The sequence below is a fragment of the Leifsonia stereocauli genome (genome assembly GCF_038432415.1).
GTDB lineage: Bacteria > Actinomycetota > Actinomycetes > Actinomycetales > Microbacteriaceae > Orlajensenia > Orlajensenia stereocauli.
This window is the reverse complement of record NZ_JBCAUN010000001.1, coordinates 1,410,602-1,430,592: the sequence shown is the minus strand read 5'-3', so window position 1 is coordinate 1,430,592 and position 19,991 is coordinate 1,410,602. Positions and strand designations below refer to the sequence as shown.

Annotated in this window: 15 protein-coding genes and 1 tRNA gene; 11 read left to right on the top strand and 5 right to left on the bottom strand. The window is 64.9% G+C overall.

The features are described 5' to 3' along the window. Positions 1 to 3: 3 nt before the first annotated feature. From miaB to dapF, 5 genes are all read left to right on the top strand, one after another. Positions 4 to 1,617 carry a tRNA (N6-isopentenyl adenosine(37)-C2)-methylthiotransferase MiaB gene (miaB, locus tag AADV74_RS06955; RefSeq protein WP_342112733.1) on the top strand — a complete coding sequence of 538 codons (1,614 nt, stop codon included), beginning with the start codon at positions 4 to 6 and terminating at the stop codon, positions 1,615 to 1,617. Then, positions 1,601 to 2,548 (top strand): tRNA (adenosine(37)-N6)-dimethylallyltransferase MiaA, encoded by a 948-nt coding sequence (gene miaA / locus AADV74_RS06950; protein ID WP_342112732.1) that lies wholly within the window; start codon positions 1,601 to 1,603, stop codon positions 2,546 to 2,548. The genes miaB and miaA overlap by 17 nt, the downstream gene beginning before the upstream one ends. 251 nt (positions 2,549 to 2,799) lie before the next feature. Continuing rightward, entirely contained in the window at positions 2,800 to 5,184 is a 2,385-nt protein-coding gene (locus AADV74_RS06945) for a glycosyltransferase family 2 protein (RefSeq protein ID WP_425287261.1), read from the top strand. Continuing rightward, the gene (locus tag AADV74_RS06940; protein ID WP_342112731.1) at positions 5,184 to 6,803 is read left to right on the top strand and encodes a chitinase; all 1,620 of its coding nucleotides are present in this window, start codon (positions 5,184 to 5,186) and stop codon (positions 6,801 to 6,803) included. The genes AADV74_RS06945 and AADV74_RS06940 overlap by 1 nt, the downstream gene beginning before the upstream one ends. 239 nt (positions 6,804 to 7,042) lie before the next feature. Further along, positions 7,043 to 7,924, top strand: a complete 882-nt coding sequence (gene dapF, locus AADV74_RS06935) for a diaminopimelate epimerase (protein ID WP_342112730.1) — start codon at positions 7,043 to 7,045, stop codon at positions 7,922 to 7,924. A 15-nt stretch (positions 7,925 to 7,939) separates the two neighbouring features. On the opposite strand, the gene AADV74_RS06930 is transcribed toward dapF, so the two are convergent. Beyond that, entirely contained in the window at positions 7,940 to 9,352 is a 1,413-nt protein-coding gene (locus AADV74_RS06930) for a DUF2252 domain-containing protein (RefSeq protein ID WP_342112729.1), read from the bottom strand. Positions 9,353 to 9,380: 28 nt separating this feature from the next. Next, positions 9,381 to 10,091, bottom strand: coding sequence for a GNAT family N-acetyltransferase (locus tag AADV74_RS06925; protein ID WP_342112728.1), 711 nt, complete (start codon positions 10,089 to 10,091; stop codon positions 9,381 to 9,383). A 114-nt stretch (positions 10,092 to 10,205) separates the two neighbouring features. Between AADV74_RS06925 and AADV74_RS06920 the strand changes: the two genes are divergently transcribed. The 3 genes from AADV74_RS06920 to AADV74_RS16910 all read left to right on the top strand — a co-directional run bounded on the left by AADV74_RS06920 (position 10,206) and on the right by AADV74_RS16910 (position 12,572). Then, positions 10,206 to 10,279: transfer RNA gene (locus AADV74_RS06920), tRNA-Pro, on the top strand. A gap of 384 nt (positions 10,280 to 10,663) precedes the next feature. Further along, positions 10,664 to 11,110: a hypothetical protein gene (locus tag AADV74_RS06915; RefSeq protein WP_342112727.1), complete on the top strand. Its 447-nt coding sequence runs from the start codon at positions 10,664 to 10,666 to the stop codon at positions 11,108 to 11,110. Between the two features lie 235 nt (positions 11,111 to 11,345). Next, on the top strand, positions 11,346 to 12,572 hold the full coding sequence (locus AADV74_RS16910) for a serine/threonine-protein kinase (protein WP_425287260.1): 1,227 nt from the start codon (positions 11,346 to 11,348) through the stop codon (positions 12,570 to 12,572). A 142-nt stretch (positions 12,573 to 12,714) separates the two neighbouring features. Here AADV74_RS16910 and AADV74_RS06905 read toward each other — a convergent pair whose 3' ends face one another. The 3 genes from AADV74_RS06905 to AADV74_RS06895 form a co-directional block, all read right to left on the bottom strand. Continuing rightward, on the bottom strand, positions 12,715 to 13,674 hold the full coding sequence (locus AADV74_RS06905; RefSeq protein ID WP_342112725.1) for a hypothetical protein: 960 nt from the start codon (positions 13,672 to 13,674) through the stop codon (positions 12,715 to 12,717). 291 nt (positions 13,675 to 13,965) lie between these two features. Next, positions 13,966 to 15,372, bottom strand: a complete 1,407-nt coding sequence (locus tag AADV74_RS06900; protein WP_342112724.1) for a hypothetical protein — start codon at positions 15,370 to 15,372, stop codon at positions 13,966 to 13,968. Between the two features lie 86 nt (positions 15,373 to 15,458). Then, a complete protein-coding gene (locus tag AADV74_RS06895; RefSeq protein ID WP_342112723.1) occupies positions 15,459 to 15,725 on the bottom strand; it encodes a hypothetical protein in 267 nt (88 codons plus the stop codon). An 11-nt stretch (positions 15,726 to 15,736) separates the two neighbouring features. Between AADV74_RS06895 and AADV74_RS06890 the strand changes: the two genes are divergently transcribed. The 3 genes from AADV74_RS06890 to AADV74_RS06880 all read left to right on the top strand — a co-directional run bounded on the left by AADV74_RS06890 (position 15,737) and on the right by AADV74_RS06880 (position 19,935). Next, a complete protein-coding gene (locus tag AADV74_RS06890; RefSeq protein WP_342112722.1) occupies positions 15,737 to 16,426 on the top strand; it encodes a hypothetical protein in 690 nt (229 codons plus the stop codon). A gap of 590 nt (positions 16,427 to 17,016) precedes the next feature. After that, the gene (locus AADV74_RS06885; protein ID WP_342112721.1) at positions 17,017 to 17,826 is read left to right on the top strand and encodes a class I SAM-dependent methyltransferase; all 810 of its coding nucleotides are present in this window, start codon (positions 17,017 to 17,019) and stop codon (positions 17,824 to 17,826) included. 201 nt (positions 17,827 to 18,027) lie between these two features. Next, positions 18,028 to 19,935: a potassium transporter Kup gene (locus AADV74_RS06880; RefSeq protein ID WP_342112720.1), complete on the top strand. Its 1,908-nt coding sequence runs from the start codon at positions 18,028 to 18,030 to the stop codon at positions 19,933 to 19,935. The last annotated feature ends 56 nt before the right edge of the window (positions 19,936 to 19,991 follow it).

Sequence of the window (19,991 nt, the reverse complement as noted above, 5' to 3'; positions counted from 1 at the left end):
TGCATGAGCAGTACCGTCGTCAGCAGTGAACCGACCGTCATCGCGCCGTCCGTCGCGGCGTTCGACGACGACGGTCGGGCACGCACCTTCGAGGTGCGCACCTTCGGCTGCCAGATGAACGTGCACGACTCCGAGCGCCTGAGCGGATCGCTCGAGGCTGCAGGCTACGTGCGTGCCGTCGACAGCGAGCCCGACATCGTCGTGATCAACACCTGCGCCGTGCGCGAGAACGCCGACAACAAGCTCTACGGCAATCTCGGCCACCTCGCCTCGGTCAAGAAGCGCCACGACGGTATGCAGATCGCCGTCGGAGGATGCCTCGCCCAGAAGGACAAGACCACCATCCTCGAGAAGGCGCCGTGGGTCGACGTGGTCTTCGGCACCCACAACATGGGCGCCCTTCCGCGGCTGCTCGAACGTGCCAGGCACAATGATGAGGCCCAGCTCGAGATCCTCGACTCCCTCGAGACGTTCCCCTCGACGCTGCCCACCAAGCGCGACTCCAGCTACAGCGGCTGGGTCTCCATCTCCGTCGGCTGCAACAACACCTGCACCTTTTGCATTGTGCCGTCCCTGCGCGGCAAGGAGAAGGATCGCCGCCCCGGCGACGTGCTCGGCGAGATCCAGGCGATCGTCGACGACGGAGCGATCGAGGTGACCCTCCTCGGGCAGAACGTGAACTCCTACGGCGTCGAGTTCGGCGACAGGCTGGCCTTCGGCAAGCTGCTGCGCGCGGCCGGGGCCATCGACGGTCTCGAGCGCATCCGTTTCACCAGCCCGCATCCGGCAGCCTTCACCGATGACGTCATCGACGCCATGGCCGAGACCGACGCCGTCATGCCGCAACTGCACATGCCGCTGCAGTCGGGCTCCGACCGCATCCTCAAGGCCATGCGGCGCTCCTATCGCTCCGAGAAGTTCCTCGGAATCCTCGACCGCGTCCGCGCGAAGATGCCCGACGCCGCCATCAGCACCGACATCATCGTGGGCTTCCCCGGCGAGACCGAGGAGGACTTCCTCGAGACCATGCGCGTCGTCGAACTGGCCAGATTCGCGACGGCCTTCACCTTCCAGTACTCCATCCGCGCAGGCACCCCGGCGGCGACCATGGCGGACCAGGTTCCCAAGGCCGTGGTGCAGGAGCGCTACGAGCGCCTGGTCGCCCTCCAGGAGCGCATCTCCTGGGAGGAGAACCAGAAGGTCATCGGCCGCGAGGTGCATGTGCTCGTCGCCAACGGCGAGGGCCGGAAGGACGCAGCGACGCATCGCCTCAGCGGCCGGGCCGAAGACAGTCGCCTCGTCCACTTCGAGGTGCCTCAGGGCTCCGTCCTTCCCCGGCCCGGCGATATCGTCTCGGTCGTGGTCACTCAGGCAGCACCGTTCCACCTCATCGCCGACGCCGTGCCGGGCGAGCCCCTCCGCATCCGCCGCACCCGCGCCGGAGATGCCTGGGACCTCGCTCAGGCCGAGTCCTGCGGGGTGCCTGCAGGCGACGCAGCGGGCGGTGCAGGCTCGACTCCCGGCACGGTCTCCCTCGGCCTCCCGACGCTGCGCGCAGCCACGCGCGTCGACCTCGGCCTGACCGCCGCTCACGCTCCAGGTGACCACGCGCACTGATGCGGCGGCGCTGCCGCTCATCGCCGTGGTCGGCGCCACCGGCACAGGCAAGTCAGCGCTCGCCCTCGACATCGCTGAGCAGCTCATAGCCGACGGGCTGTCCGTGGAGATCGTCAACGCCGACGCCTCGCAGCTGTACCGCGGCATGGACATCGGCACGGCGAAGCTCCCGCCGAGCGAGCGTCGCGGCATCCGTCACCACCTCTTCGACGTGCTCGAGGTGACCGAGGAGGCGAGCGTCGCGCGGTACCAGACCGAGGCGCGCGCCGTCATCACCAGCATCCGCGAGCGCGGTGCTGTTCCCATCCTCGTCGGCGGCTCCGGCCTGTACGTCTCGTCCGTCGTCTACGACTTCCGCTTCCCCGGAACGGATGCCGAGCTCCGGGCCCGACTCGAGGCCGAACTCGCGGAACGCGGTCCCGGGCTCCTCTACCAGCGGCTCAAGGCACTCGACGCGAACGCGGCCGAGCGCATCGGCTCCCAGAACGGACGCCGCCTCGTGCGCGCGCTCGAGATCATCGAGATCACGGGGGAGCCGCACGCGGCATCGCTTCCCGACGAGCCCGTCGAGTGGATGCCGCTGGCCATGATCGGACTCACCCTCGACCGCGCCGGACTCGTGCCCAGGCTCGACGCCCGGGTGGAGCAGATGTGGGCCGGCGGAATGCTGGCCGAGGTCGAGACACTCGTGCCGCTCGGCATCGAGCGCGGCGTCACCGCGAGTCGAGCCATCGGCTACGCCCAGGCGCTCGCCCAACTGCGCGGGGAGATCGACGAGGCCGCGGCGATCGACCTGACGCAGTCGCTCACCCGCCGCTACGCGAGACGCCAGGTCAGCTGGTTCAAGCGCTATCCGAACACGACCTGGATCGGCGCGACGGATGACGCCAGGGTGCCGTCGGCGATGCGCGCCCTACGCGCTCGAAGCTGACCTCGGGCGCGCGTCCATTTCGACACGCCGATGAGACCGGGGTACAGGCAGATTCCTCGGTCTCACCGCGAGACCGCCGTGAATCCGCTACTTACGACTGGGTCATGTGCCCCACTCTGGGGGTGCTTGTCCGCACTTCTGAGGACAAATTCTCAGCTCATTAACCATGACAGCGCATAGATTCTGTTGTGAGCCACTCTCGCCTTCCCTAGGGCTGACGAATGCTCCATCACCCCGAACGAGAGTCTCCGATGTCCTCCGTGAAATCACTTCCGCACGCCCGAAAGCGTCAGTGGGGCGCTGAGAAGCGCACGCAGCCGCTGCCGACGGTGCACCCGCGTCCGTCGAACCGAACCATCACGTGGAGCCGGGTCGCCATCGTCCTGACCGTGGTCTTCTGGGCGGTCTACGTGGTCACCACGGTGATCCGTCAGTTCATCGACGGCGGCCAGCAGGACTTCCGCTTCACCATGGAGGCCATCGGCTACCTCGTGGTCGTCACCTTCCTCACCTTCTCGGCCCTGATGTACCTCGTCGCCCGCGAGGGTGCACTGCAGCGGTTCAGCAAGCACGTTCGCGTGCCGCGTGCTGAGCTCGACCGTCACTTCGCCGAGAACCGCTCCTCGATCACAGTGCTCGTCCCCTCGTACGCCGAGGAGCCTCACGTCGTGCGCGCCACCCTGCTCTCCGCTGCCCTGCAGGAGTACCCGTCGATCAAGGTCGTGCTCCTGCTCGACGACCCGCCCTTCCCGAAGAATCCGGGCGTGCTCTCCAGGCTCGAGGAGACCCGTGCCCTCGCCGACGACATCTCGGCGATGCTCGCGGCGCCACGTGAGCGTTTCGCGGCCGCCCTGGCCTGCTTCGAGGCAGAGGTCGCAGCGGGCGCGCTAGTCGACGACCTGGCCATCGCCCATGCGCACGCTCTCGCCGAGCACTACGCGTTCGCCGCGCACTGGCTGACGGATGCCGGTGAGCAGGAGACCCTCTACGACCACGTCGACCAGTTCTTCGTCGAGCAGGTTCTCGGCGGACTCGCCGACGAGCTGCTCCTCACGGGTCGCGCCATCGCCACGTCGGTCGAGGAGGATGCCGTGCTGTCAGCCGATCGCATCGGCCAGCTCTACCGCCGCCTCGCCTGGACGTTCGACGCCGACCTCGACGTGTTCGAGCGCAAGCGGTTCGCCTCCACCTCGCACGAGGCCAACAAGGCGATGAACCTGAACGCCTACATCTCCCTGATGGGCGACAAATTCACCCTCGCCGAGACCCCGAACGGTCCGGCACTCCTCCCCGCCGCCGCCGGCGAGCCGTTCGACGTGAGCTTCGCCGACAGCGACTTCCTGCTCACCCTCGACGCAGACTCGATCCTGCTGCGCGACTACTGCCTGCGCCTGGTCTACTTCCTGCAGCAGCCAGACAACTCCCGCGTCGCCGTCACCCAGACCCCGTACTCGTCGTTCCGTGGTGCTGCGACCCGCATCGAGCGACTCGCAGCGGCGACCACAGACATCCAGCACGTGCTGCACCAGGGCATGAGCCACTTCGGAGCCACCTTCTGGGTGGGCGCGAACGCCGTCATCCGCAAGGTCGCCATCGAAGACATCGTGGAGACCGAGTTCGTGGGCGGCTTCGAGGTCAAGCGCTACATCCAGGACCGCACCGTCATCGAGGACACCGAGTCGAGCGTCGACCTCGGAACCCACGGTTGGAGCCTGGTCAACTACCCCGAGCGTCTCAGCTACTCCGCCACCCCGCCCGACTTCGGCTCCCTCGTGGTGCAGCGTCGGCGCTGGGCGAACGGGGGTCTCCTCATCCTGCCGAAGCTCTGGCGTCAGGTACGTGCGCGCAAGCGCCGCGGCGAGCAGGTGCCGATGCTCGAGCTCATGCTGCGCGTGAACTACATGGCATCCATCGCCTGGGCGAGCTTCGGCCTGGTGTTCCTGCTGGCCTACCCGTACGACGGCCGTCTGCTCAGCCCTGTCGTGCTGCTGGCGGCGCTGCCGTACTTCCTCGCCATGGCCAGCGACCTGCGCTACGCGGGCTACCGCCGCAGCGACGTTCTGCGCATCTACGGCTTCAACCTCATCATGCTGCCGGTGAACCTCGCCGGGGTTCTCAAGTCGATGCAGCAGGCGCTCACGGGCAAGAAGATCCCGTTCGTGCGTACGCCCAAGGTGAAGAACCGCACCGCGGCTCCGCTGCTCTACGTCGTGGCGCCGTTCCTCATCGTGGCGTTCTCGCTCTTCACGCTCTGGCGCGATGTTACCGCCGGCAACTGGGGCAACGCGGCATTCGCCGGCATCAACGCCGCACTCGCCAGCTGGGCCATCGTGGCCTACATCGGCATCGGCAACGCCTTGGTCGACACCTGGCTCGGCCTCATCAAGCCGCTCTACGTCCCTCGCACCCAGCCGGTCGCTGACAAGAAGACGGCGACGGATGCCGGTGCCCTCGACTGGCGCTCGGTGCTCTACCACGGCCACGCCGACGAGAAGGTCCCGATGCTCGAGGCCGTCGGATCGCCGCGCCGGAGTGCGGCATCCGTTCGCCCCGCCCCCGAATCACACGTCAACGTCCACGATGCGCCCGAAACGCACGAAGCCGACGTCCGCACTGAAGAGAAGAAGGCAGCCTGATGGCCCCGAAGAAACGCGCCGGCGCATCCGTTGCCACGGATGCCGTCCAGGCCGTCGAGCTCTCCGACCGCCGGCTCTCGCCGCTGCGGGTGTCCATCGCCGTCGTGGTGCTGCTCGCCGTGATCGCCGCCGGATTCATGGGGGCTCGCTCCTGGGCTTCCACGCAGGCCGACCCGAGTCAGGCGCAGCCCTGGTTCGCCGGCTACGTCGACGTGACGGCCACCCCGACCTACGAGTTCGAGACCCAGGGAAGCACCGACACCCCCGACGCCGTGCTCTCCTTCATCGTCTCGGCGACAACGGATGCCTGCACTCCGAGCTGGGGGACGGCCTACACGATGGAGCAGGCCGGCGACACCCTGGACCTCGACAGGCGGATCGCCCGCCTGCAGCAGGGCGGCGGAACCATCGCCGTCTCGTTCGGCGGCCTGCTGAACGACGAGCTCGCCGTGAACTGCACCGATGAGACCAAGCTCGAGGCGGCCTACGCCAGCGTTCTCGACCGCTACATGGTGGGCACGATCGACCTCGACCTCGAGGGCGCAGGCCTCACGGACTCGGCCGCCGTCGAGCGGCGGGCCACCGCCATCGCTTCCCTCCAGAAGCAGCGCCGCGAGGCCGGCGACCCCATCGCCGTCTGGCTCACGCTGCCGGTCTCACCGAGCGGCATGACCGAGGACGGAACCGACGCCGTCACCGCGATGCTCGACGCAGGCGTCGACCTGGCGGGCGTCAACGCCATGACGATGGACTACGGATCGAGCCTCGCCGCGGGCGACAGCATGGCCGAGGCCTCGGAGAAGGCACTCACCGCGACCCAACGTCAGCTCGGCGTGCTCTACACACGCGCCGACATCACCCTCGGCGACGCCACCCTTTGGGCGAAGATCGGCGCGACCCCGATGATCGGGCAGAACGACGTCGCCGACGAGGTGTTCTCCCTGAAGGACGCCAAGCGCCTGAACGCATGGGCGACCGACAAGGGTCTCGGCCGCATGTCCATGTGGTCGGCCAACCGCGACAAGACCTGCGGATCGAACTACACCACGACGTCGATCGTCTCGGATGCCTGCAGTGGCGTCGACCAGGGTGACACGTTCTTCGCCGACGTGCTCTCGACAGGCTTCGCAGGGTCGCTCGCTGCTGGCGAGAACGCTGCCGCGACCACGAGCGAGCCCACACTGGCCGCCGAGATCGCCGATGACCCCGCCGCCTCGCCGTACCAGATCTGGTCGTCGGATGCCTCCTACCTCAAGGGCACCAAGGTCGTGTGGCACCGCAACGTCTACACCGCCAAGTGGTGGACCAAGGCCGAGGTTCCCGACAACCCCGTGCTGAACGACTGGGAGTCGCCGTGGCAGCTCGTGGGCCCGGTGCTGGAAGGCGAGACGCCGATTCCACAGGCCACACTGCCCGCAGGCACCTTCCCCGAGTGGACGGGCGCAGCCACGTACCAGAAGGGCGACCGCATCCTCTTCGATGGTGTTCCCTATGAGGCGAAGTGGTGGACGCAGGCCGACAGCCCCGAGGCATCGGCAGCCGATCCCGACTCGTCGCCGTGGGAGCCGCTCACGCAGGCCGACATCACGGCCATCGTGTCGGGAACGCCAGCCGGCTGACGCCCGCTCGGTGCGCTTCGGCCGCGGACTTCGTCCGGGCCTCAGCGGTCGAACGTTGTAGTGCCCGCTCGCTGAGGACCGAGCGAAGCCACCGTCCGAAGCGGCGCGCGGATCATGTCGGTGCGCTTCGACCGCGGACTTCGTCCGGGCCTCAGCGAGCGAACGTTGTAGTGCCGCTCGCTGAGGACCGAGCGAAGCGACCGTCCGAAGCGGCGAGAGCCCGCCCATAGACTTTCCCCATGGCGATCGATCTGCACTTCACCAAGGGACACGGCACCGGAAACGACTTCGTGCTGTTCGCCGATCCCGACGGTGAAATCGAGCTCACGCCTGAGCAGATCAGCGCGATCTGCGACAGGCACTTCGGTGTCGGCGCCGACGGGATCATCCGAGCGGTCCGGTCCAGGAATCTCGCCGATGGTGCTGCAGCCCTCGCCGAGGACCCGGACGCCGAGTGGTTCATGGACTACTGGAACTCCGACGGCACGGTCTCGGAGATGTGCGGCAACGGCATCCGTGTCTATGCCCGATTCCTGATCGAGCAGGGCCTGCTGGCCTTCGCCGAGGGTGACTCGGTTGCGATCGGCACGCGAGGGGGAGTGCGTGACCTGCAGCGCTCGGGCACGGGATTCCAGGTCGATCTCGGCCGCTGGAAGCTCGACGGCACCGAGCCGCTCGTACGCGCCCGCGAGTTGTCCGTCGCCCGCCCCGGCCTCGGCATCAACGTGGGCAACCCGCACGTCGTCGTCGCCCTGGCTGATGAGGACGAACTCGCCGGCATCGACCTGACGGTCATTCCTATCCTCGAGCCCGAGGCGCCGGAGGGTGCGAACGTGGAGTTCGTGCTTCCGCACGAGCCACTGGTGCACGACGGCGTCGGCCGCATCCGGATGCGGGTGCACGAGCGCGGCTCCGGCGAGACCCTCTCCTGCGGAACCGGCGCAGTGGCCGCTGCCCTCGCCGTGCGGCACTGGGCTGGAGCCGGTGCCCCCAACGAATGGCGCGTCGACGTGCCCGGGGGCCGTGTCGGCGTGCGGATGTTCCCGACGGAGGACGGCGAGCACGTGGCCCTGTCGGGACCGGCCGACCTCGTCTTCGACGGGGTGCTCGGCCTGGGCTGAGCAGCCTCGACCGGCCTAGGCTCCGAATTCAGAGCTGACGAAGCGCCCGGTGTCGACGGCTTCGCGCAACAGCTCGAAGTCGGCGAAGGACCTGTCGGCGTAGTCGTCCGCCCAGGCGACGACGGCCTTGTCGAAGACGTCGCTGGTTCCCAGGTAACCCGAGATGCTCGCAGCTGCCGGGCTCTGCGCGTGGGCGCGCGCCAGAAGCGAGGCGCAGGCGATCACGTAGTCGGTGAACTGCTGTGGCGTGAGCGCAGCGATGTCGAACGATACGTTGCGATCGCGGAACTGGCGCACGTAGAAGCTCCGTCCTTCCTCGCCTTCGAGGTACCCAAGGAACGGATCCGAGACTGCCTGCAGGATGCGCTGATTCGCGATCACCCTGAAGCCGTGGGACGTTGCGATCAACTCGGGATCGATGCCGGGTGCCGGCTCGATGGGCGCCTCGCCGAATTCGTGGACCACCGACCGCGCGGCCTCCTTGAACTGCAGCACCAACGGTTCGCCGCGCGGGCCCGTGAGTACAGCGATGTAGCACCGGGTGCCGACGCTGCCGACTCCGACGACGCGGCGGACGGCATCCGTCACCGTGTACTGCGAGAGCAGGAGGGCCACATCGGGTGCGACCGAGGCACGGTAGGCGGCGAAGACCTCGGTGAGGCGGGACTCGAGCTCCGGTTCGATGTGCATGAGCGTCGGGCGGTCCTCGACGATCTCGAGTGATCCGTCGTCGGCCCGCGTCATGATCTTCTCGACCACATGTGCCGAGGTGCGTTTGCGGGCTGCTCGCACGGCCTTGTCGATGATCTTCTGAGTGCCGGGGCCGAACCGCGATGTGCCCTCCTTCACCTCGGCGTGCAGGAAGTAGCGGTCGATCGCACCCAGTTCGAGAGTCGTCCGCAACGTCGTCCGGTACGCATCCGCGGCGGTCAGCGCCGCACGACGGATATCCGACGCGCTGTAGCCGTTCTCGCGGCCGGCGATCACGACACTCGTGATGATTCGCTTCACATCCCATTCCCAAGGACCGGAGGCTGCTTCATCGAAGTCGTTGAGGTCGAAGACGAGGGTGCGCTGCGGGGAGGCGTAGATGCCGAAGTTGGCGATATGGGCATCGCCCGAGAGCACGACGTTCAACCCGGAGTTCGGCTCGTGAGCGAGATCGGCCGCCTGGATGGCAGCGGTACCGCGGTAGAACGCGAACGGGCTCTGCAGCATGCGGTGCACGCGCAACGGGATGAGGTCGGGGAGACGAGGATGGTGCTGGCGCTCCAGGATGCCGAGCGGATCACGGTCGAGGTCGTCGCGCAGGATCGCCTGCTCGCGCCGGGGGAGCTGACCGCGCCGGGCTCTTCCGTCGGCGTAGAGCTCGTCGTGACGAGTGACCTCATCGTGGTCGAAGCGCAGGCGTCCTCGTGTGTCGCTCATGGCTCATCCGTTCCCGTCGAGTGTGAAGTCAGGTTAGCGCTCGGGAGTCGCGTTCCGCATCGATTCGCAGCGTGACGACCGCGCGGCTCGGCGACGGCCGAGAGGTGACCTCGAAGCCTGCGGCCACGAACTGCGAGAGGGTGCCGTGGTAGAGCTCGGCACTCGACGTCTTACGCTCGGCGGTGTCGACCGGATAGCCCTCGATGACCCGCGCGCCGAGGCGGGCGGCCTGCTCGATGGCACCCTGCAGCAACTCTCCGCCGATGCCCTGTCGGCGGTGCCCGACGCGCACGACGAAGCAGGTGATCGCCCAGACGGAATCGTCGTCCTCGTCCTCGGCGCTGCCCTTCACGACCTCCGCGGTACGCAGTCGGTCATAGGCCGTTCGCGGCTCGACGGCGCACCAGCCCACCGGTTCGGCCGCGCTGGCGTTGCCGTGTCCGTCATCGTGTCCGTCGTCGTTCTCGTTCCGGCTCGCGTTATCGCTGTCGCCGTCAGCGGCATCCGGCGCGAGATAGGCGATGACTCCGGGCGGATGCGCTGTGCCCCCACGTGCCGCCTGCACCTGCTCCTCGAGCAGGTTCCGGCACTCACCGGGCGTAATGGTCTTCCACTCCGCGTTCGGCAGCTTGAAGAACTGGCACCAGCACCCGGCCGGGTCGCCGCGCGTGCCGAACACGCGCTCCACATCGGCCCAGGGGGCATCCGTCACCGGAACAATGCGCACCTTCGCTGCCATTCCCTCACCCTACGACCGAGGGCGATCGAGCGAGCGGATGCCGGCACTCCCCGTGTCTTCAGCACCTCTTTCGGCACGCTATGATTGACAGGTTGCCTCGGCCAGCCGGGGCATCGGGCTGTGGCGCAGCTTGGTAGCGCACTTGACTGGGGGTCAAGGGGTCGCAGGTTCAAATCCTGTCAGCCCGACCGCAAAGTCCCGGAAACTCAAGGGTTTCCGGGACTTTTTTAGGTTAAGTGATTTGATCACCCCATCGAAAACCCATCTAATTGGGCTTTCTGAAGCGCTCCTTCAGCACCCGTTGCGCGGCGGGGAGCGGCTGGTTCTGGTTCCGTGCGGTCGTTCGGATTTCCCCGGCGCACCTACCGGGTATGAACAGCCACAACGACCCTCCGCCGCTGGTCCCCGATAGCTGTGGTCGGCGTGCGCGACCATTCCGCCGCGAACTGTGCGCGTGAAGGAGCGAAGCCGATCCTGAGGGAGACTGCGCCACGGTCAGCGCTTTCAATGGTCTTCAGCGTTTTGGCGGAACTCGGGGCAGAAGATGACTACTCTCTGGGATAGGAGGCGCGATGGATCTCGTCGAACTAATGCTCGCGGGCGACGAGAACGTTCGCGCGCACGACAGCTCGCACAACCTGGCTGACTCTGCGCGGTCTTTCCTAGGCTGCGTGGCTGGGTGGGACGATTTCACCGTCGAGGCGGCGAGCCCCGCCGCCGAACGAGTTCTCGGTGCTGCAATGATGATCGATCCCACCATTCGGGGCGGACGCTCCGCACGCACCGTGGTCCTCGATGTCAACATCGCGAGCGGCACCCTCGTTGCCAATGCCGCGCGGCGCGTCCGTGAAGAAGTTCAATCCGAATGGCTCATCGCTGTCGTTATCAACACGCTTACCGACGCCGACATGCGTTGGAGTATCGAGGGCATCGACTCACTTTTCGTATGCGGAGGCTCGTCAAACTCCGGCGAGAGCCACTACGGCAGCCAGCAAAGCCTCTCTGTTCACACCCTTTGAGGACAGTCGGTCGACAAGTTCTTCCAGCTCTGCTTTCTTCCAACCGATGAACTTCGGGGCGGTTACAGGGTCAACCACGATGACGGGATTGCCTGTCGCCGTTCGAATGACATAGATCAATGCACCTTCACAATGCGCTCTCGAGAATGCGGCCTTACTACGTCGGCCGACAGGAGATGCTCCAGCGACTCTAAGAGCGACGCCGTCGAAACCTCCGCCCGCGACCTTGGGCTCCATGTGTCGGGCAAGGTCAACTGCTTGCTCTGAGTGGTTTGTCGACGCGGTGCGCAGTTCAAAGGTGTCGGCGACCCGGGGCGCTTCCAGATTTCCTTCAAGCACGACAGTCTGCACACGCGGACTTTTCCCAGTGACGACGACTACACCGAGAACACTCATGTTCGCCAGTATGGTTGCTCGCGTGAGCAAACCAGCTGTGCCACCCGGGACGTCGGTGAATGACCGATACGTGCTGAACAATAAGCTCGGTTCTGACGGCGAGGTGTACGAGGCGCATGAAAAGCACCTCAACCGGACAGTGGCCCTGAAGGTGCTCCGCCCCGACGGTGGCTCGCCTCAGTCATGGGACGAAGCGAGGCACCTCGAACAACTCCGCAGCAATTTCATTGTCCCGATCTTGGACGCTGACGTAGTTCTCACGAGCGATGTCCGCTACATTGCCACCGGCCTCCTCCCGGATGGCGACCTTGAAGCAGATGCGCGGCCGCACGGGCTTTCCGTTGCTCTCGCAGTGCGGTTTGGTCATCAGATCGCCGCTGGAGTCGACACTATTCATGCTGCCGGGATGATCCATCGCGACGTCAAGCCTGCCAATGCTCTGCGGCGCGGCGATAGCGTTCTGCTTTCTGACGTGGCCAAGTGCATTCTGCTCGACGCTGATGGGTACGCCCCGCGGGATGGGAGCTGGTGCACACTCGCACCCGAGGCGGCGCCCGATGATGGGGCCTGCTCCGTCTCGTCAGATGTCTACTCCCTCGCAGCAACAGTGTTCTATCTTCTCTGCGGCGAGTACCCCGTCGATCATCGGCTGTCCCCAGCCCGTCAACAGGTGCACCTTTCGAATGGAGTACTTCGGGACATTTCTGACCTCGCGCCGCACGTTCCGCGCGCCGTCGCCACAGTAGTCCGACGCGGAATGAGCGTAGACCCAAGTGTGCGCCAGGCGGGCGCGAATGCCTTCGGCAACGCTTTGGTCACGGCAATGGGGCAACGTCGCGACTGGCGTCGCGTTGTTCACTCAGGGCATGCTTACTGTGCCGAGAGCCCGGCGTCTGGTGGACGGACGGCGGTCGGTATGTGCGCGGTGAGTTCGGCCACTGGAAGTATCAAGATGCGGGCGTTCCACCTCGAATCCGGCCGAGCGTTGGCTGGTGTCCCGGAGAACAGCGTTAGCTCTTCAAGAGGCGCAGGCGCGTTGCGCGCATACTTCGCGAAACTCGGGTAGCCCAGTGTCCGTAGGCTGATCCGATTGCGGGACGGGAGTTGTCACGGTCGACGACCGGATACCTGAGGCCCCTCAACCCGTGCGCTCTCGACTGCAAGGACACCAGTGAGAACGTCGAGCGGTAACGGTCCACCCCATCCGGTTATTTGGACACATTCGCGTCGATTTCGGACGCAAGCGCCGCGAGAGCCGCGTCACAACTGGCCAACGCCTCCGCCTCATCGGCGAGAGCCATGATCGGAACTCCAAAAGTCCAGAAGGCTTCTGCTACGTCGAACTCAGAAATCGAATCCTTCTGCTCGATAACCGCATCTTGGAGTAGCCTCACACCCGCCGCGAATGCCCGCAATGGATCGATGAAGAGCGCCTCGTCAATTGAGTCGAGTATCGACTTAATGGTTGCCGCTTCAGCTTTGTGCGCAACCCGTCGGCTGCGCATGCATTCGATGATTGAAGCCTCGGTAGCTTCGTACGACACGCTGACGCGAGCGGCCGCCTGCAAGACCCGTTGTTGAATTTCTGCGTCTGAATCGGCGAGTGCAGCAGCAGCACGCTGAAGCTCCGCGACGCATCCAGAGATCAGACGTTGTCGCGCCCGACGCTTGGTCGGGGCTGAGAAGGTCCCGGCCGCCAGCGCTAGCACGCAGAGGTGCAGAATCGCGGTGCTCGCCGGCTTCGTCTTGGTGGCCTTGGCGTAGCCTTCGCGAAGCATTGCTTCTTGTGCAAGTGCCTCATCGCGGAGTACGAGCAGTTCCGATGTCGTGTCCGCTTGGTGTCGCTCGACATCCACCGCCTTACTGGTGTCGCGAATCTGACCGATGGTAGCGAGATACGTGCCGACACTGAATGACAGGCCCGTGCTCAGCTGGGCAGATGCTGTGTGAGCCTCGCGCCGTCGCTCCATCAATTCCACTACACCGACGAGGACAACGCTGATGAAGAGGTAGCCCGTGGCGTCCTGCCACACTCTCGCCCACTCCCACGGCAACCCGAAGGCGAGCGCAATTCCCTGTTGAATGAAGCTAGTCAGTAGTGCCAGCATCACCGCCACGGTTATGGGAACGAAACGGCGCAAGTACCACGGAGAGTTTGAGTTGATCATCGGACCTCGCTCAACGGACGAGCCAAGAGTTGCCTAATGGCATCGTGAGTATTGAAATGCAATGCCAGCGGCCACGGCTCGTTTGGTCGGGTCGGCAGCTAAGGGGAGGGTATTGACTCGTCACGGGTCGCCGCTACAGGCATGCTCACATTGGTGAACGCCACACCGGCCACAGACGGTCGCCATCCGGGGCGTGGACACTGAGCGGCCCGCAGCACATCGATGACGGACTGTGCGCACGCTCATTGCTCGACGCACCCGTGCGGGCTTTGTGGCTCGTCGTCCTCGCGGCTAACTGAGCCATTCGCCGATACTATGGACGACCCACTCTTGAGCTGCCTTGTACGCGGATTGTTCGATCCGCGCTGCATTGCGGAGCAGGAAGTTCTTCAATGCCTGACGTGCGCGCAGTCGAGCTGCGGGTGGCGCCTCAGTGTCAGCCAGCTCGCGCGCATTGGCTTCGAGGGCTTCTGCTGAGGTGTCACCGAACTGGCGGATGAGCTCGATGAGCTGTGCCGCTGGGGTGCCCACGGTGACGGGGCCGTTGACGTTCTGCGCGACGATGCCCTCGACTCGTTCGATGATCTGGACGTTGAGGATCGGGGACCCTCCCGCGGGACCAGGCGCCAGGCGCCTCGTCACCTCGCTCGCGGCGAACGGCGACTCGGGCACCAGCTGCGCGATGAGGTCACCCAGATCAGCAGCTGACGCGCCAGGCAGCTCGTCAACCAGCTCAGACTCCAGCTGCTGCTGGATGCTCAAGATGAGCCGCTCCCGTTCGTGCTTCGTATCAACCAGCACGCGGCGTGCGGCCTTGGCGTACTTCGCCACCAACTCGCGCGCGCGCCCGGAAGTCAGTCCAAGGCTCTGAAGCATCTCCTGAGCCGTCGGAGAGTCCTCAACAACGCTCAGGAACTGAGCGAACTCCTGCAATTCGTCGCTCACGACCTCCGCGCTCATGCCCGGCTCGCCGAAGAACTCAATGACGCGGCCGCTGGGCGTGCGGTAGCCGGACTGCCTGACCGTCTGACCCTTCACGGAGCCGAGCCAATCGTGGAACAACTCGATCACTCGGGCGAGCTCTTCCTCATACAACCGCCCCGCCGGCACATAAAGCCGGAACAGGAGGTTGTTCAGGGTGTCCTCGACGAATGCAGTGGCGAAGATGGACGCTTCGGCGTTTCGTTTGTATGTCGTAATCGTCAGGCTGTGATCTGCGAGCCTCCGCTTAACGTTGTCCCGAATCTCCTGTGGAAGAGTTCCGAAGTAATCACGGGCGATGTGGTCGTTCCAGTCATCGTTTTGCCAACCGGAATCGTCCATCCAGTCATCATCGTCACCCCGATCGGGCCCTCCTGCACTACCTGGATTGCCTGATTCGAGCTCCGGATCCTGTGGAGTGACGATCTCCTCGTGAACGAGCAGCAAGTGCCGCTTCTTCGAGAGTGCTCCGAAAAGCGCGTCTGCGGCTTCACCGTATTTGTCACTGGCGATCCGCCTGAAGTCGTTAGCCGTCAGCTTCACGATTGCTCCGGTGAGGTCGTCGCGTTCGACGACCTCGGCGATACGCTCCCAGTTCTCCGGTCGCGAATTGAGCATTCTTATGACAAATGAGCTGCCTGCGGTTTTGATCTTGCTCGTGACCGACTCGGTCATCACCCTGCCGACACCGAGATAGAAGCCTGGATTCGTAGTCACCGGCTCATTGTGGCAGCGACCGGTAGCGAAGTCTTGGAACCGCGGCCGACCACGGCCGCTCGATGGTCAGCGAGTGGTCAGCTCTGTCAGCGCGCCGCCCACTCCTTCACCGCTCGCTCCGCTTCGTCGTAGACCTTCGGGTGAGCGGGCGACTTGCCCATGATCTTTAGCAGGTGTTCCCCCGAGCGCGCGATCCCGTGTTCCCTACTATCGACGCCGGCCCGATAGTCGTACGCCAGCCGCTCGCGCGAGGCGAATACTCCCTCATGGCCCGAGGGGTCCATCTGGGCGATCTGCAGGACCTTCCTCGTGAAAGGGCGAATGTCGTCGTGGTCCGCAGCTGGTGACGGCATATTGTCGACTTGTGTCTCCTGAGTTGCTCACTGTCGTGGTCGCCGGCAGCTTCGGTGTGATCGGCACGATTGTGGGCGGGCTGATGACCACGTGGTTAGGGCGGTCTGCGGAACGGCGACGCCTTGCCGCCGAGGATGATCGTCGCTGGCTCGCCGATCGGCGCAAGGTGTATGCAGCGTTTCTGGTGCTCAGCCAATCGATGCTTCGAGAAATCGACGGTGTCGCACTATTCCTTCCGTATCAGGGGGATGAGGAAGTTGGCGACGAAGACGAAGCTGTCCTCGCGGAGGGACTCACGGACTTCTTCATTCGCTGGGACGAGAAGCTGCAACCTGCACTGAGCGACGTTCAACTTGTGGCGGGTGCTGAAGTGGCTGACCTTGCTGATCGGGTCTCCGGTGCCTTAATGGAGATCACCGTAGTGCTCGAGAAGCGCGGCTCGTTCATCAACTACTACCCGGGCTGGTTCCGCGCGCAAGACCTCTTGGGTGTTCTCCGAAATGCCATGCGGACTGAACTGGGTCTTAAGGACGCCGTGCTTTCGGACTATCCGCGCGACGACGAATGGCCGTGGTTGTCCGACCGACCCTCCGAAAGCGAATACATACGTCGCCAGACGGATATACCGGGACGTCCACCGCTCACTGATTCCGAGACGGCCCGGCTTCCGAACCGGGCAGATGGCGATCTGTCCCATTGACGGATCGTCTTACGGGCACTTGTTACGCCACGGGTGACCGGCTGGCCTGGCCTTGGCTAGTGCCGGTTCTCGGGGCGACGACACGGCCGGTGATCATCCCATCATTTACCCATCAGATTGACCCGTGAGGGACCCCCGACGACCGGGTAGAATCAGAGCTAGCGAACCGCTCGGTTCCCTGTAAACACAAGGGAATCCGCGAGTTTTCGGAGACGTTCGGCGAAAACCGAGTTAAGGCTACAGCCTTCAAGGTGTCGCAGGTTCAAATCCTGTCAGCCCGACCGCAAAGTCCCGGAAACTCAAGGGTTTCCGGGACTTTTTTGGTTGTACACGATGATCCACTCATCAAGAACCCGTCACTGTGCCCAGGCAGCGGCCACTTTCTCGAACCGGCTCCTCCTGGCCGAACGGCGCGAGCAAGCGTGACCGCGCCGACGCCCAGCCGGTGAACTGACTTGGCACGGCCGTTGCAGTCCTCCCGGCGCACCGGAAGGGTGTGGTCCCTGGCGCCGGCTCTCCAATGACGCGCATACTGTGCGTACCGGCACCGGTCGGCACCGAGCCGTACCTGCCTTGCACGAGGAGTGATCATGCCGAGGTCTGATGCCGCCTTCGAAGGCTCCATCCCGGTCCTGTACGAGCGCTATCTCTCGCCATTGCTCTTCGAGCCCTACGCGGTTGACATCGCGCAACGCATCGAACCGCTCGCCCCGCGGCGGCTGCTCGAGACTGCCGCCGGTACCGGGGTCGTCACCCGCGAGCTGGAACGGATCCTCGGCGAGGACACCGCCATCACGGCCACGGATCTGAATCAGGCGATGATCGACGTCGCCACCACGACGCGGGGAGCCAGTCACGCCACCTGGACTCAGTGCGACGCGATGGCGCTGCCCTTCGAAGGAAACAGCTTCGATCTCGTCGCCTGCCAGTTCGGGGTGATGTTCTTTCCCGAGCGAACTCGGGCATACAAAGAAACCGCCCGAGTATTGGCAAGCAACGGCGCCTTCATATTCACGGTTTGGGACAGCCTCGCGGTCAACGACGTCACACGCATCATCGCGGAAGCGTTGACGGCACGGTATCCCGACGATCCTCCGTCCTTCATCGAACGCGTGCCGTTCGGGTACTTCGACGTCGACCTGATCCGTTCAGAACTGATCGAATCCGGCTTCTCTGAGGTCGCCGCCGAGACGGTGACCCTGCCCAGTCGAGCAGACGCAGCGCTCGATGCGGCGATCGGAGTGTGTCAAGGCAGCCCGGTGCGGGCGGAGATCGAGTCGCGCGAAGCCGACGGTCTGCAGGCAGCGACGGCAGACGCGGCGCAGGCCTTGGTCGCGAGGTTCGGCTCAGGTCGCCTTGAGAGCACCATGCAGGCGATCACCATAACTGCGCGGCTGTGATTCCTCATTCGGTCCGAACCGTCGCGAGGTAGGGGTCTGTCGAGGCCCATCCTTGATCTTCTGGCGCAGCATCAGTCCGGATGGTGAGGCGCTCGGACTCGAATGCAACGCGATGTTCGCCCAATTCATTGGACAACAATTCCGAACCGTTGAGCCGGGTGTCTGGTGGACTGGGTGATGGCGGCAGTACATACTGATGCGATGGCTGCTGCCGAATCTCGCTTCGCGAAGACGGCAATCGTCGTGGGAGCTCTCGGTGTTGTTTTCGGGGACATCGGCACGAGCCCGATCTATACGATCCAGACCGCGTTCAATCCGGCCGACCCGCATCCCGTTCCCGTCTCGATCGACAGCGTGTACGGCATCGTTTCGTTGATCTTCTGGTCGGTCACGGTGATCGTCACGATCGCCTATGTCGGGCTGATCCTGCGCGCCGACAATGAAGGGGAAGGCGGCATCATGGCGCTGCTGACCCTCATCGGGCAGAAGATGGTCGGCGGTCGGCGCCGCACGAAGATGATCCTCGTGGGCCTCGGCATCTTCGGAGCGTCGCTGTTCTTCGGGGACAGCATGATCACCCCAGCCATCTCGGTGCTCTCCGCCGTCGAAGGACTCAAGGTGGCAGCTCCACAACTCGCCGACTTCGTCATCCCAATCACGCTGGTCATCATCTTCATACTGTTCTTCTTCCAACGATTCGGAACTGCAGCGGTGAGTCGCCTGTTCGGGCCGGTCATGGTCGTGTGGTTCCTGACGATCGGAGCCTTCGGGATTCTGGGCATCGCCCGCGAGCCGGAGATCCTGCTCGCGTTGTCGCCCACCTACGCGGTCGGGTTCGCGGTGGCGCATCCATCCATCGCGTTCTTCGCCCTGGCCGCGGTCGTACTCGCCATCACGGGCGCTGAAGCGCTGTATGCCGATCTCGGCCATTTCGGGCGTCTGCCGATCGCCCGTGCCTGGCTGATCCTCGTGTTCCCGACCTGCATCCTCAGCTACTTCGGCCAAGGTGCCCTCATCCTCAACGACCGGTCCGCCCTGTCCAGCCCGTTCTTCCTCCTCATCCCGGGCCCACTGCAGATTCCGATGGTGATACTGGCCACGCTCGCGACCGTCATCGCGTCGCAGGCGGTCATCACCGGTGCCTTCTCCGTGGCGCGTCAACTGGTACAACTGGGCTACCTGCCGAGGCTGCGCATCGAGCACACGTCGGCAAGCACCATCGGTCAGGTCTACGTGCCGATCATCAACTGGATCCTTCTCATCGCAGTCGGCGTGCTCGTCCTCACCTTCCGCGAGTCGGCCGCGCTGGCCTACGCGTTCGGGATGGCCGTCACAGGCACCATCACCATCACCACGACCTTGTTCCTCTACTACGCTCGCAAGACCTGGCGCGCGCCGCTGTGGCTCATCATCGGCGGCGGCGGGCTGCTGCTCGCCCTCGAGCTGCTGTTCTTCGCTGCGAACCTCACGAAGCTCGTCAGCGGAGCCTGGCTGCCCTTGGTGATCGCCGTGGTGGCCTACCTCATCCTGATGACGTGGTACCGGGGACGCCAGATCGTCACAGCTCAACGGGAGCGTGAGGAGGGTTCGCTGGACGACTTCCTCGCAGGGCTTCACGACGGCACGATCGCCGTCGTTCGGGTGCCCGGCACCGCCATCTACCTCAACCGCGGGAGAGTCACGACGCCGCTGGCGATGCGTTCCACCGTCGAGCATCTCGGGTCACTTCATCAGCACGTGGTCATCCTCGCCATCGAGACCGCGCAGACCCCGACGGTCCCGCCCGAGGAGCGGTTCACGACGGACCCACTCAACTTCAGTGACGATGGCATCGAGCTCGTCCAAGCACGATTCGGCTACATGGAACGACCCGATATCCCCGAGGCGCTTCGCGCGCTGAGCTCAGACCGCCTCGAGATGCCGCTCGAGTTGGACGACGCGACCTACTTCCTCTCGACCATCGACCTGCATCGCGGAAATGTGCCGGGCCTCGCCCGCTGGCGCAAACCCCTCTTCCTCGCGACGGCTCGCGGGGCGGCCGACGCCGCACAATACTTCGACCTGCCGCGAGACCACACCATCTTGATGGGATCGCGCGTCGAGATCTGACCAGTGACGACCGGGCTGTCGAGCACGCTGCCAACCGGCTCCTCCATCGCGTCGGC